At 72.4% G+C, this 12434-nt stretch carries 14 protein-coding genes; 11 read left to right on the forward strand and 3 right to left on the reverse strand.

Annotated features, from left to right (window positions below; translation table 11 throughout):
- The first annotated feature begins 369 nt into the window (after nucleotides 1-369).
- Nucleotides 370-1932 (forward strand): DEAD/DEAH box helicase, encoded by a 1563-nt coding sequence (locus ACWD38_RS13290; protein ID WP_184481521.1) that lies wholly within the window; start codon nucleotides 370-372, stop codon nucleotides 1930-1932.
- A gap of 184 nt (nucleotides 1933-2116) precedes the next feature.
- The gene (locus ACWD38_RS13295) at nucleotides 2117-2533 is read left to right on the forward strand and encodes a pyridoxamine 5'-phosphate oxidase family protein (protein WP_450124125.1); all 417 of its coding nucleotides are present in this window, start codon (nucleotides 2117-2119) and stop codon (nucleotides 2531-2533) included.
- A 60-nt stretch (nucleotides 2534-2593) separates the two neighbouring features.
- Here the strand turns inward: ACWD38_RS13295 and ACWD38_RS13300 are convergent, their stop codons facing one another.
- Together ACWD38_RS13300 and ACWD38_RS13305 are read right to left on the reverse strand one after the other, a co-directional pair.
- On the reverse strand, nucleotides 2594-3334 hold the full coding sequence (locus tag ACWD38_RS13300; RefSeq protein WP_450124126.1) for a hypothetical protein: 741 nt from the start codon (nucleotides 3332-3334) through the stop codon (nucleotides 2594-2596).
- Nucleotides 3335-3442: 108 nt separating this feature from the next.
- Nucleotides 3443-3874 carry a hypothetical protein gene (locus ACWD38_RS13305; RefSeq protein WP_450124127.1) on the reverse strand — a complete coding sequence of 144 codons (432 nt, stop codon included), beginning with the start codon at nucleotides 3872-3874 and terminating at the stop codon, nucleotides 3443-3445.
- Between the two features lie 634 nt (nucleotides 3875-4508).
- Between ACWD38_RS13305 and cbiE the strand changes: the two genes are divergently transcribed.
- From cbiE to ACWD38_RS13320, 3 genes are read left to right on the forward strand one after another with little or no spacing between them, the layout of a single operon-like run.
- On the forward strand, nucleotides 4509-5723 hold the full coding sequence (gene cbiE, locus ACWD38_RS13310; protein WP_450124128.1) for a precorrin-6y C5,15-methyltransferase (decarboxylating) subunit CbiE: 1215 nt from the start codon (nucleotides 4509-4511) through the stop codon (nucleotides 5721-5723).
- Nucleotides 5720-6463 (forward strand): precorrin-4 C(11)-methyltransferase, encoded by a 744-nt coding sequence (cobM, locus tag ACWD38_RS13315; RefSeq protein ID WP_184481531.1) that lies wholly within the window; start codon nucleotides 5720-5722, stop codon nucleotides 6461-6463. The genes cbiE and cobM overlap by 4 nt, the downstream gene beginning before the upstream one ends.
- 25 nt (nucleotides 6464-6488) lie before the next feature.
- Complete coding sequence (locus tag ACWD38_RS13320) at nucleotides 6489-7046, forward strand: GNAT family N-acetyltransferase (protein ID WP_450124129.1); 558 nt, start codon at nucleotides 6489-6491, stop codon at nucleotides 7044-7046.
- 37 nt (nucleotides 7047-7083) lie between these two features.
- Here the strand turns inward: ACWD38_RS13320 and ACWD38_RS13325 are convergent, their stop codons facing one another.
- On the reverse strand, nucleotides 7084-7593 hold the full coding sequence (locus ACWD38_RS13325; RefSeq protein ID WP_450124130.1) for a MarR family winged helix-turn-helix transcriptional regulator: 510 nt from the start codon (nucleotides 7591-7593) through the stop codon (nucleotides 7084-7086).
- Nucleotides 7594-7766: 173 nt separating this feature from the next.
- Here ACWD38_RS13325 and ACWD38_RS13330 point away from each other — a divergent pair, with 173 nt between their 5' ends.
- The 6 genes from ACWD38_RS13330 to ACWD38_RS13355 all read left to right on the forward strand — a co-directional run bounded on the left by ACWD38_RS13330 (nucleotide 7767) and on the right by ACWD38_RS13355 (nucleotide 12380).
- Nucleotides 7767-8831 (forward strand): alkene reductase, encoded by a 1065-nt coding sequence (locus tag ACWD38_RS13330; RefSeq protein ID WP_450124131.1) that lies wholly within the window; start codon nucleotides 7767-7769, stop codon nucleotides 8829-8831.
- Nucleotides 8832-8861: 30 nt separating this feature from the next.
- Nucleotides 8862-9302 carry a nitroreductase family deazaflavin-dependent oxidoreductase gene (locus ACWD38_RS13335; RefSeq protein WP_184481539.1) on the forward strand — a complete coding sequence of 147 codons (441 nt, stop codon included), beginning with the start codon at nucleotides 8862-8864 and terminating at the stop codon, nucleotides 9300-9302.
- A gap of 76 nt (nucleotides 9303-9378) precedes the next feature.
- Complete coding sequence (locus ACWD38_RS13340; protein ID WP_184481541.1) at nucleotides 9379-9975, forward strand: TetR family transcriptional regulator; 597 nt, start codon at nucleotides 9379-9381, stop codon at nucleotides 9973-9975.
- Between the two features lie 75 nt (nucleotides 9976-10050).
- Nucleotides 10051-10992 (forward strand): SDR family NAD(P)-dependent oxidoreductase, encoded by a 942-nt coding sequence (locus ACWD38_RS13345; RefSeq protein ID WP_450124132.1) that lies wholly within the window; start codon nucleotides 10051-10053, stop codon nucleotides 10990-10992.
- Nucleotides 10993-11109: 117 nt separating this feature from the next.
- Nucleotides 11110-11544 carry a nitroreductase family deazaflavin-dependent oxidoreductase gene (locus ACWD38_RS13350; RefSeq protein WP_343071534.1) on the forward strand — a complete coding sequence of 145 codons (435 nt, stop codon included), beginning with the start codon at nucleotides 11110-11112 and terminating at the stop codon, nucleotides 11542-11544.
- Between the two features lie 92 nt (nucleotides 11545-11636).
- Nucleotides 11637-12380, forward strand: a complete 744-nt coding sequence (locus ACWD38_RS13355; protein ID WP_184481545.1) for an SDR family NAD(P)-dependent oxidoreductase — start codon at nucleotides 11637-11639, stop codon at nucleotides 12378-12380.
- The last annotated feature ends 54 nt before the right edge of the window (nucleotides 12381-12434 follow it).

Raw genomic sequence — 12434 nt, forward strand, 5'->3', positions numbered from 1 at the left:
ACGTCAAAAAGCCGACCACCCGCGGGTTCTCAGTGAGCCTCTCGCGAGGACAGCTTTTTCCCTCGTGGCGGAGGCCACTCGGGAAAAAGATCCCGCAGCGAGAGACCGACTGAGGTTCCGCCACTCGACCCCCCACCCAAACCATGATCAAGATCTAGCGGTCAGCTAGACTCGGGGCGCACTGGACAAGGCGACCGCCTGGGAACAAGCCCGACGAGTCAAGCCGGACACGTTCACCCCGATCCCCCTCTCCGGCTCCGGTGCTCCCCGCCATCCACCAGCGGCGCCGTAGTCGCGCCGGGCTCGTCCTTGTGATCAGCGCGCGACCGCGCGGCCTCCCCGAGACGTGCCAGTTCCCGGAGGTTCGCTGTGCGTCCCAGTTCGTCCCCCGCCGCCCGTTCCCGGCGCCCCCGCCGCCGCGGCCCGGCCAAGCCCGCGGCGCCCGCCGCGCCGAGCCTGTTCGACCAGGTCGGCGTGACCGCGGTCGACCCGGCCCCGTTCGATTCGCTGGGTCTGCCGCAGAAGCTCGTGGCGAGCCTCGCCGAGGCGGGCCTCACGGAGGCGTTCCCGATCCAGGCGGCGACCATCCCGGACGCGCTGAGCGGGCGCGACGTGCTGGGCCGCGGCCAGACCGGTTCCGGCAAGACCCTCGCGTTCGGACTGCCGTTGCTGGCGATGCAGCGCGGCAACGCCCGCGCGATCCACCCCCGCGGCCTCGTCCTGGTGCCGACGCGGGAGCTCGCCACTCAGGTCACGAACGCGCTCAAGCCGCTGGCGAAGTCGCTCGGGCTGTACGTGCGCGAGGTCGTCGGGGGCATGCCGTTCAACCGGCAGGCCGACACGCTGCGCCGGGGCGTGGACGTGCTCGTCGCCACCCCGGGCCGGCTGTCCGACCACGTGCGCCAGGGCACCTGCGTGCTGTCCGAAGTGGAGCGCACCGCGCTCGACGAGGCCGACCAGATGGCCGACATGGGCTTCCTGCCGCAGGTCCGCGACATCCTCGACCTGATCCCCGCCGACGGCCAGCGCCTGCTGTTCTCCGCGACCCTCGACGGCGACGTCGACAAGCTGGTGCGCGAGTACATGACCGACCCGGTGGTGCACTCGCTGGCACCGCCCGCGGCCAGCGTGGACAGCATGGACCACCACCAGTTCCTGGTGTCGGCGGACGAGAAGCTCAACGTGCTGTCCCGCATCGCCGCCCGCGACGGCCGCACGATCATGTTCGTGCGCACGAAGCACCACGCGGACCGGCTGACGAAGAAGCTGCGCGCCTCCGGGGTCCGCGCGGGCGCGCTGCACGGCGGCAAGGCGCAGAACGCCCGGACCCGGATCCTCGACGAGTTCCGCGCGGGCACCACTGAAACGCTGGTCGCGACGAACGTGGCGGCCCGCGGCATCCACGTCGACGACGTGAGCCTGGTGGTGCACGTGGAGCCGCCGGCGGACCCGAAGGACTACCTGCACCGCGCCGGGCGGACCGCGCGCGCCGGTGCGACGGGCACGGTCGTGACGATCGTGACCGACGACCAGAAGCGCGCGTTCCAGCAGATGGCCACCAAGGCCGGTGTCACCGCGACGACGACGAAGATCGCCCCGCAGGACGCGGAGCTGGTGCGGCTGACCGGTGCTCGGGAGCCCAGCGGCGTCGCCGTGGCCGAACCGCGCAAGGACACCCCTCGCGGTGGCGGCGCGCGCGGCGGTTCCGGGCAGGGCCGTCGTCAGGGCGGCTCGCGCGGTGGCGGTCAGGGCCAGGGCCAGTCCCGTTCGCGGGACGACCGGCCCGCGCGGGTTGACCAGCGCGGCCGCGGGGTCTGGGAGGACCAGCGGGGCGGCGCCCCGCGCGGTGGCGACCGGAACAGGCGCAACGGCTCCGCGAACGCCCGTGGCGGCCAGCGCCCGCAGCGCTCCCGGCAGTCCTGGGCGGGCTGAACGACTTCGCGCGGCGGCGGAGCCTCAGCGGCTCCGCCGCCCGACGCACTGCGGAGTCCTTCAGAATGATCTTTTGATCGGTGCCTCGTCAGCGGCGGGGCCGCTGAGGTTCCGCTGAGCGACCACCTGCGAAGGTCATGCTGAAACGACTCCTACGCGGATCGCTCTGAGAGGGGTGCTGGAAGTGGCGAAGTCGCGCACCGTGTCGTTGTCCGAGGCCAGCGCCGAGTTCCTGGCGTTCTGGGCGGAACCGCACGTCTGCACGTTGACGACGGTGCGCGCGGACGGCACTCCGCACGTCGTCCCGGTGAACTCCACGCTGGACGTGGCGACGGGGATCGCGCGGGTGCTGAGCTCCCGCGATTCGCACAAGGCACGGCAGGTCCGCGCGTCCGGCGAGCCGGGCGCGCGGGTCGCGCTGTGCCAGGTGGACGGGCGCCGCTGGTCCACGCTGGAGGGAGTCGCGGTGGTCCGCGACGATCCGGCGGTGGTCGCCGACGCCGAAGCCCGCGCCACCGCCCGCTACGGCCGCCCGCCCCGCCCGAACCCGAACCGCGTCATCCTGGAGATCACCGTGACCCGGGCCTTGAGCAACCTCTGATCGGGCACGACGTTCTCGCAAGGCACGTGAGGCCCGGACGGCGGGCACGACGCTCCATCGCTACTCACCGATCACGGGCGGCGCGGATCGGCGCACCTCGCCCGACCACACGTCGTCCTCCTCCACCAGCCAGTTCGGGTGCACGTCCTGGTCAACGTCCGGAACGGCGCGCGCACCACGATTCCCGCCCCCGCCGCCCATCGGAACCGACGCTCCGCCCCACGGGTGCCCCGGGCGCGGCTCGAGTGCACGTCGGAGCCCTTCCGCATCGACGCCCCGTACCGCGTCGGCGAACGGCGCCAGCTTCTGCCACCACTCGCGCAGCAGACCCGAATCGGTGTCCCGTTCCGCATCGGCGAACATGTCGAGCCAGGCGAGCGCCGCGGGAGCACCCGCCGCGCACAGCTCCTCACCCCACGCCAGCACGGCCGGTAGTGCCGAACGCGGTCCACCGCACAGCCGGTGGTAGCACTCGTCGACCAGCAAGGACCGCCACTCGTCGTCGACCGCCGCTGGCGCGGTGCCCCCGCCGAGGCCCTCCCGCCGTGCGAGGTAGTGCCGCGCCAACGACCTGTTTCCGGCCGCGAAGCGCTCCGGCGACCGCCCCCGCGAATAGCGCACCATCGCTTCGCGCACCACGTCGTCGTAGGTCAGGCGCCCCCGGCTTTCCCGGACGAACGGATGCCGCCGCAGCCGCCGGAAGACCTCACCCGCCCGGTCCGGCCCGACCAGAACGCCCAGCGCATCCTCGTCGAGCTCGCGCGGGAACGCGGCGAGCAGCGCGTCCTCGCGCTCGGCCACGTCCTCGACCCGGGTCGGCGAGCGACGCCGAATCCCGCACCTCGTCGGCGAGCTTCGACACCAGTAGCGGAAGCCCACCGGAGAGCCTGCTGACGGAGCCGAGGACGGTCACGTCCGTGATCCCCCGCCCCCCAGCAACGCCCTGATCTCGTCCTGGGTGAACGGTTCGAGGTGCCAGTTCTGGGTGATGGGCGCGTACTCGCCCCAGTTGTTGACGTCCAGCGGATGTTGTCCCGCGACGACCAGGACAAGGTTCATCGGAAGCTCCCCGAACCGGCCTTCCAACAGGCGCAGCAGCCAGGGTTCGAGCAACGCCGCGGTGTGCTCGTAGTTGTCGACGAACAGCGCCAGCGGGCGATGCTCGGCCAGCTTGCGCATGTCCTCGACCAGCAGCGGCGAGAGCTCGGCGACCGGGGACAGCAGCAGACGGGCCTGGTCGTGGGTGCGGAACTTCCCCGCGAGGAACGCGCGGGTCTGCTCGAGGCGGGCGGCGATCTCGTCCGAGGCGTACTCGTCGGTCACCGCGGTCAGTCCCGGCACGGCGGTCTTCGCGATTCCCCGGCCGATGGAGCACGCCGTGCGTGACGAACAGCTCCCTGGCCGCCGGCGGCGCCTGCGGATCGGAGAGCACGTCGTCCCTGCTCTTCACGTATTCGTCCAGACGGAGCTGGAAGGCTCGTGCCTGACCTCCCTGCCCCGCCCACTGTCGCGAGATCGCGGCGAGCGTGGAGACCACGTCCGGATCGACCTCGTCGATCACCGAGGTCAGCGCCTCCCCGTCCAGGGCGATCGCACGGAGCCTCCGCAGCAGCGCGGTCTTCCCGATCCCTGCCTGACCGCTCACGGAGAACACGAACCGCCGCCCCGGGGCGAGCGGATCCGAGTTCAGGTGCGCGCGAAACCCGTCGCACTGTCGGCTGCGGCCGATGAACGCGTCGCTCTGGCGCTGCCGGATGAGTTCTTGCAGGCTGCGGGCGCGCCGACCGTCCATCGGATCATCGTGCCAGCCCGAGCACCCCTTCCGGGGCGAAATCTCGCGCTGCGCTGCGCCACTCCCACCGCTGCACGGGAACGGCCACCTGACGGCGATGGCGGCGGGTCGTCGAAGATCGCCGGACGTGACCTCCCCCGCTCCCGGACCACACGAACCGTCGTCCCGTGATGAGGTGGTGGTGTGAGTGCGCAGCGGAAACCCGTCGACGTCGTGGGCATCGGTGCTGACGGCTGGGAAGGCCTGTCCGCGTCGGCGCGGCGGCGCGTCGAGGCGGCCGACGTCGTGTTCGGCAGCCGCCGCCAGCTCGACCTGGTCCCGCGAGGCGGGGCCGAGCACGTCGCCTGGCCGTCGCCGATGCTGCCCGCGCTGCCGGGGTTGTTCGCCGAGCACGACGGCCGGGCGATCTGCGTGCTGGCCAGCGGCGATCCCATGTTCCACGGTATCGGCGCCACCTTGGCCCGGGTGCTCGGCGCGGAGCGCCTGCGGGTGCTGCCGCACGTGTCGTCGGTGGCGCTGGCGTGCGCGCGGCTGGGCTGGGCGGAGCAGGACGCGACGGTGGTGAGCCTCGTCGGCGCGCACGCCGAGCTGCTGCACCCGGAGATCCAGCCGGGGCGGCGGCTGATCGTGCTCAGCTCCGACGCGCACACGCCCGCGCGGGTGGCGGCGCTGCTGGTGGCCCGCGGCTTCGGCGGCAGCACCTTGGCGGTGCTGGGCGATCTCGGCGCGCCCGAGGAGTCCCGGGTGGACGCGACGGCGGCCCGGTGGCCGCACCCGGAGGTGCCGGCGCTGAACGTGATCGGCGTGCACTGCGCGGCCGACGCCGACGCCGAACGCAGGCCGCGCACGCCGGGCCTGCCGGACTCGGCGTTCCAGCACGACGGGCAGCTCACCAAGCGCGACGTCCGCGCGCTCACGGTGGCCCGGCTGGCGCCGGCGCCCGGTGAGCTGTTGTGGGACGTCGGTGCGGGCGCCGGTAGCATCGCGATCGAGTGGATGCGCTGCGACCCGGCGAACCGCGCGGTCGCGATCGAGCACCGCGAGGACCGGGCGGCCCGCATCACGACGAACGCGATGACCCTCGGCGTCCCCGGCCTGAGCGTGGTCGTCGGCGCGGCGCCGGAGGCGCTGGACGGCTTGGACGCGCCCGACGCGGTGTTCGTGGGCGGTGGCGCGACCGCCCCGGGAGTGCTCCAACGCTGCTGGGACGCGCTGCGGCCGGGAGGCCGCCTGGTGGTGAACGCGGTGACGATCGAATCGGAGGTTCTGGTGGCGGACTGGTACGCCCGCTGCGGCGGTGAGCTGGTGCGGATCGCGGCGGAGCACGCTTCGCCGGTGGGCGGTTTCACCGGCTGGCGGCCCGCGATGCGGATCACCCAGTGGACGGTGACCCGATGACGGTGCACTTCATCGGAGCCGGTCCCGGCGCCGCCGACCTGATCACGGTGCGCGGGCGGGACGTGCTCGCCGCCTCCCCCGTCTGCCTGTACGCGGGCAGCCTGGTCCCGGTGGAGCTGCTGGAGCACTGCCCGGACGGCGCGCGGCTGGTCGACACGGCGAACCTGAACCTGGACGAGATCCTCGCCGAGCTGGTCGCCGCGCACGAGGCGGGCCGGGACGTGGCTCGGCTGCACTCCGGTGATCCGTCGGTGTTCAGCGCGGTCGCCGAGCAGATGCGCCGCCTCGACGCGGCCGGGGTGCCCTACGACGTGGTGCCCGGCGTGCCCGCGTTCGCCGCCGCCGCGGCGACGTTGAAGCGCGAGTTCACCGTGCCCGGCGTCGGCCAGACCGTGGTGCTCACCCGCACCTCGAAGCAGGCCACGCCGATGCCGGAGGGCGAGGACCTGGCGACGCTCGGCCGCAGCGGCGCGACGATGGTGCTGCACCTCGCGGTGAACCGGATCGAGGCGCTCGTCGAGGAGCTGGTGCCGAACTACGGGGCGGACTGCCCGGTGGCGGTCGTCGCCGGGGCGAGCCGCGCCGACGAGGTCGTGCTGCGCGGCACCCTCGCCGACATCGCCGACTCGGTGCGCGCCGCCGGGATCACCCGCACCGCGGTCGTCGTGGTCGGCGAGGTCCTCACCGCCGCCACCTTCCCGGACAGCCACCTGTACTCCACCACCCGCTGCCGCAGCTGACCGACCACGACGGGTGAGGAATCGCTTGATCGACGTCGTCGCACCCATCCAGACCGATCGCCTGACGCTGCGCCCGTTCGCCGAGGGCGACGTGGCGGACGTGTTCGCCTTCGAGTCGCTGCCGGAGGTGGCCCGCTACCTGTACAACGAGCCCCGCACCTCGGAGGACTGCGCGGCCCTGGTGGCGGAGCGCGCCGAGCGGACGTCGCTGCGCGCGGAAGGCGACAGCGTGGTGCTCGCCGTCGACCTGCACGGCACGGTGATCGGCCACGTCTCGCTGGCCTGGCTCAGCGAGCAGCACCGCCAGGGCGCGTTCGGTTTCGTCCTGCACCCCGGTCACCAGGGCCGCGGCTACGCGACGGAGGCCGCCGCGGAGATGCTGCGGATCGGTTTCGACCGGCTCGGCCTGCACCGGATCATCGGTCGCTGCGACACGCGGAACACGGGTTCGGCCGGGGTGATGGAGCGGCTCGGCATGCGCTTGGAGGCGCGCTTCGTGGAGTCCGAGATCTTCAAGGGCGAGTGGGGCGGCGAACTCCACTACGCGATGCTCGCGGCCGAGTGGCGCGCCTCCGCACGGTGAATCCGGGCCGAGCGGCGAATCCGGGCGGCCCGATCGCTCAGGTGAGCCGGTCGAGGGCGGGGCACTCGGAGTCGAGGATGTTGCGTTCCAGGCGTTCGAGGGTGCCCAGCACGGCGGTCTGCTCGTCGGCGGAGAGGCCGCTGGTGGTGGCCCGTTCGAGCTCTTCCCACATCCGCTCGACCCGGTCGCGCAGCGCGAGCCCGGCCGCGGTCGCTTCGACGAGCACGACCCGCCCGTCCTGGTCGCTGCGGGTGCGGCGGACGAACCCGGCGCGTTCCAGCCGCTGCACGGTGCGGGTCATGGTGGCGGAGTCGGAGCCGAGCACGTTGATCAGGTCGGTCTGCCGTTGCGTGCCGGTGTTCCACAGGTGCATCAGCAGCAGTTCCTGACCGGGGTGCAGGCCGCAGCCGCGCAGGAGCTGACCGGCGAACATCCGGTGCAGCCTGGCGAGCCGGAACAGCGCGTGGCTGACCGGCCCGGCGGTGGCGAAGCACGGCGGCACGATCTCCTCCGACGCGGGCACCGCGCAGCTCGGCGACTCGGCCATCGCGCCCCTTCCCCGTGAAGCTGACTGGTCAGTGAATGAACTCTCCACGATAACCGACCGGGCACCACCCCTCCGAAAGCTGTGATGAGCACTGCAGAAATCCCGCCGCGGGAAGATCTCGGGCGATTTAGCTGTTCGGACAGTTAACCGCGCCCCCTCCGGGAAGGATCACCATGCCCACCGCGTTCGATCCGCTCGACCTGGCCGGAACCCGACTGCGCAACCGCATCGCGATGGCCCCGATGACTCGCAGCCGCGCCGCCGGGAACCTGCCCGACGAGTCCACGACCACCTACTACCGGCAGCGCGCCACCGCCGGGCTGATCATCACCGAAGGCGTGCAGCCGTCGGTGCGCGGCCAGGGGTACCCGTCGACACCCGGCCTGCACAGCGACTCCCAGGTGGCCGCGTGGCGGAAGGTCACCGACGCGGTGCACGCGGAAGGGGGCGTGATCTTCGCGCAGCTGATGCATGCGGGGCGCATCAGCCACCCGAGTTCGCTGCCGGACGGGCGACCGCCGCTCGGCCCCTCCGCGGTCGCCGCGGAAGGCCGGATCTTCACCGCCGACGGCATGCGGGACCTGATCACTCCGGAGGAGCTCACCGAGGACGGCATCGCCGAGGTCATCGCCGAATTCGCCGCCGCCGCCCGCAACGCCGTCGACGCCGGGTTCGACGGCGTCGAGCTGCACGGCGCGAACGGCTACCTGCTGCACCAGTTCCTGTCCGACAACGCGAACCTCCGCACCGACGGCTGGGGAGGGTCGGTCGGAGGACGCATCCGCCTCACCGTCGAGGTCGCCCGCGCGGTGGCGGCGGCGATCGGTTCGCGCCGGGTGGGCCTGCGGATCTCCCCCGGCTCCGGCTCCAACGACATCGTGGAGCACGCGGTGGCCGAGTCGTACTCGGCGCTGATCGACGCGATCAACCCGCTGCACCTGGCCTACCTGCACGTGCTGGAGAGCCCGGACCGGGACCTGACGCTGCGGTTGCGCGACCGGTTCGACGGCGCGTTCCTGCTGAACCCGCACACCCCCGGCCGCCAGACCGGCACGGCGGACCTGCCGCTGGTCGAGCAGGGCGTCGCGGACGCGCTCACCTTCGGCTCGCTGTTCCTGGCGAACCCGGACCTGCCGGCGCGGCTGGCCGCGGGCGGCCCGTTCAACACCCCCGATGCCGCCACCCTCTACGGCGGCGGCGACCACGGCTACACCGACTACCCGCCCCTGGCGGCCTGACCCCGGCCGACCAGCGAACAGGAGACCACAATGGACGGAAACGCGATCACCGCGGAGTTCGCCGATCGGTTCAACTCGCCGATCATCGAGGAGTTCCGCGCGAACGGCGGGCAGGTGGGCGGCGAGCTCGCCGGAACGCCGATCCTGCTGCTGCACAACGTGGGCGCGCGCAGCGGCGCCACCCGCGTCAACCCGATGGCGTACGTGGAGCACGAGGGCCGCTACCTGGTGCTCGCCTCCAAGGCCGGGGCTGACGCGCATCCCGCCTGGTACCACAACTTGAAGGCGAATCCGGACGCCGTCGTCGAGGTCGGCACCGAGACGCTGCGGGTCCGCGCCGAGGAGCTCACCGGCGCCGAACGGGACGCCCGCTACGCCGAAGCGGCGGCGGCGTTCCCGGTCATGGCCGAGCACCAGAGCAAGACCGACCGGGTCATCCCGATCATCGCCCTGACGCCCACCGGCGGCTGAACGACCGGGCGGGCGCCCCCGCGCGGGCGCCCGCCGCGCGGACGGATAGCGCGGAGCGGGGCCGTACACTGCGCGCATGGCTGAGCGGCTTTCCACGAGGGAGATCTCCCGGCGAGCGGTCCGCCAGAAGATCGAGTCCGTGGCGATGGAGTTGTTCCTGGAGAAGGGCTTCGACGCCACGACCGTCGACCAGATCGCCGCCGAGGCGGGGATCTCCGCGCGCAGCTTCTTCCGCTACTTCCCCACCAAGGAGGACGTCGTCATCGGCGACCCGGTGGAGTACGGCACCGTGCTGCGGGATGCGCTGGAAGCCCGCCCGGCCGAGGAGGACGCCGTGCACGCGGTGCGCGGCGCGCTGGTGGAGTTCATCGGCGCGGTGGCCGAGAACCCGGCGGCGGTGGGCATCTCGACGATCGTGCTGACCACGCCGTCGCTGTGGGCCAAGCACCAGGAGAAGCAGCGGGTGTGGGCGGAGCTGTTGCAGCCCGAGACCCTGCGCCGCCTGGGCGGCGCCCCGCACCCGGAGCTGCTGGCCACGGCGATCCTGGAGTCGGCGTTGGCGACGTTCCACGCGAGCCTGATGCACTGGGCTTCCCGCGATGGCAACGACGACCTGCACGAACTGTTCCGGTTGGCGACGGCGGCGACGGCGGGGACACCACCCTCGACGTGACAGTTACCGTCGAACTTGACAGCTACTGACGTGTTTAACATACACTGCCAGAACATCGTCTGGCAGGAGTTGCTCATGTCCCTCATCACCACCCCCTTCGGTTCGAGCACCACTGCGGACGAGGTCGCGGCCGGCCACGACCTCACCGGCAAGCGCGCGGTCGTCACCGGAGCCGCCTCCGGGATCGGCGTCGAGACGGCCCGCGCGCTCGCCCGCGCCGGAGCGGAGGTCACCATCGGCGTCCGCGACCTGGCCGCGGGTCGCGCCGCCGCCGACGACATCGGCGCGACCACCGGTGCCGAGGCCCGGGTCGCCGAACTCGACCTCCTCGACCTCAACGGCGTGCGCCGATTCGCCGCCGAGTGGCGCGGACCGCTGCACCTGCTGATCAACAACGCCGGCGTGATGGCCGTGCCGGAGCTCCGGCGCACCCCCGAGGGCTGGGAGCAGCAGTTCGCCACCAACCACCTGGGCCACTTCGAGCTGGCCACCGGCCTGCACGCGGCGCTCGCCGAAGCCGGGGGCGCGCGGATCGTCGCGGTGTCCTCCAGCGGTCACCACGCCTCGCCCGTCGTGTTCGACGACCTGCACTACGAACGCCGCCCCTACGACCCGTGGAGCGCCTACGGGCAGTCCAAGTCCGCGAACGCGCTGTTCGCGGTGGAGGCGACCCGGCGCTGGAGCGGCGACGGGATCCACGCCAACTCGCTGATGCCCGGCGGGATCATGACCGCCCTCCAGCGCCACATCCCCGCCGAGACCCGCGCCGAGTGGTCCAGGGCACCGATGCTGAAGACCCCGCAGCAGGGCGCCGCCACCTCGCTCGTCGCGGCGCTCGCCCCCGAATTCGCGGAGATCGGCGGGAAGTACCTGGAGGATTGCGCGGAGTCACCGGTCATCGCCGACGACGCCGAGACGACCCCCGTGAGCGGCGGTGTCCGGCGGTGGGCGCTGGACCCGGAGGCCGCCGAACGGCTCTGGGAGGTCTCGCGGCGGCTGCTCGACGACGCGGCCTGAGATCTCCGGCGCGCCCGGTGATCTCGGACGCTGGGACCTGTTCCCCAGGGGCACCTCCGTTCCCTAGTCTCGACGCGTTTGATCTTCATCAGCACGACCGCAGGAGGAGCACGTCCAGTGGAGGGGAACGAGATCACCGCGACCGCGGCGGCGCGCTTCAACGCCCCCGTGATCGCGAAGTTCCGGGCGAACGGCGGCCTGGTGGGCGGAACCTTCGCCGGGATTCCGCTGCTGCTGCTGCACAGCACCGGCGCCCGGACCGGCCGCGACCACCTCACGCCGTTGGCGTACCTGGAGCACGAAGGCCGCTACCTGGTGTTCGCCTCGAAGGCGGGCGCCGACATCCACCCCGACTGGTACTTCAACCTGAAGGCCAATCCGGCCGCCCGCATCGAGATCACCACCGACGTCGTCGACGTCCGCGCCCACGAGCTCATCGGGGTGGAGCGCGACATCAGGTTCGCCCAGATGACGGGCCTGTTCCCGTACTTCGCCGCGCACCAGGCGAAAACGGAGCGCGTCTTCCCCGTGCTCGCCCTCGCCACCGGCTGATCCCGGCGAGAGTCGCGCAGCGGTACCGCGGGAGCCGCGCGGTTGCTCTACTCGATGGGCCGGGGGATCGCGCGAGGAAAGGAGAGCTCCGCATGGCTCAGCCGCTCGCAGGGAAGTCGGCGCTGGTGACCGGCGGGTCGCGCGGGATCGGCGCGGCCATCGCCCGCCGCCTCGCCGAGCACGGCGCCGCCGTCGTGATCACGCACTCGAACTCGGCGGAGGCGGCGCGGCGAGTGGCCGCCGGGATCAGCGCCGACGGTGGACGCGCGGTGGCCGTGCGCGCGGACGCCGGGGTGCCCGAGCAGGTCCGGGCCGCGGTCACCCGCGCCGTCGAGGTGTTCGGCGGCTTGGACGTCCTGGTCAACAACGCCGCGACGGTCGCCACCGGTGTGCTCGACGAGTTGTCGCTGGAGGAGTTCGACCGGGCGCTGTCGATCAACGTCCGCGGGCCCTTCGTCGCCATCCAGGAGGCGTCGAAGCACCTGCCGGACGGCGGGCGGATCATCAACATCGGCACCTCGATGGTCGAGCACAACCCGTTCACCGGGAAGCTCGCGTACGTCACGAGCAAGTCCGCCCTCGCCGGGCTCACCCGCAGCGCCGCCCGCGACCTGGCATCGCGCCGGATCACCGTGAACAACGTCCAGCCCGGCGCGATCGACACCGCGCTGAACCCGGCCGACGGCCCCCGCTCGCACGTGCTGCAGGCCATGATCCCGCTGGGCCACTTCGGCACCGGCGAGCAGATCGCGAGCCTGGTGGCCCACCTCGCGAGCCCCGAAGCCGACTACATCACCGGAGCCACGATCAACGCCGACGGCGGCTACGCCACTTGAGCTCCGCCCGTCCTCCGTCCTGCTCTGGGGGGTGGCGGAACCTCGCGGGCTGTC

The sequence above is a fragment of the Saccharopolyspora sp. NPDC002578 genome, from assembly GCF_053592695.1.

Coding starts and splice junctions, on each gene's coding strand:
- ACWD38_RS13345 (WP_450124132.1), top strand. CDS start 10,051: ATGTCCCTCATCACCACCCCCTTCGGTTCGAGCACCACTGCGGACGAG.
- ACWD38_RS13325 (WP_450124130.1), bottom strand. CDS start 7,593: ATGGCCGAGTCGCCGAGCTGCGCGGTGCCCGCGTCGGAGGAGATCGTG.
- ACWD38_RS13330 (WP_450124131.1), top strand. CDS start 7,767: ATGCCCACCGCGTTCGATCCGCTCGACCTGGCCGGAACCCGACTGCGC.
- ACWD38_RS13355 (WP_184481545.1), top strand. CDS start 11,637: ATGGCTCAGCCGCTCGCAGGGAAGTCGGCGCTGGTGACCGGCGGGTCG.
- ACWD38_RS13335 (WP_184481539.1), top strand. CDS start 8,862: ATGGACGGAAACGCGATCACCGCGGAGTTCGCCGATCGGTTCAACTCG.
- ACWD38_RS13340 (WP_184481541.1), top strand. CDS start 9,379: ATGGCTGAGCGGCTTTCCACGAGGGAGATCTCCCGGCGAGCGGTCCGC.
- cobM (WP_184481531.1), top strand. CDS start 5,720: ATGACGGTGCACTTCATCGGAGCCGGTCCCGGCGCCGCCGACCTGATC.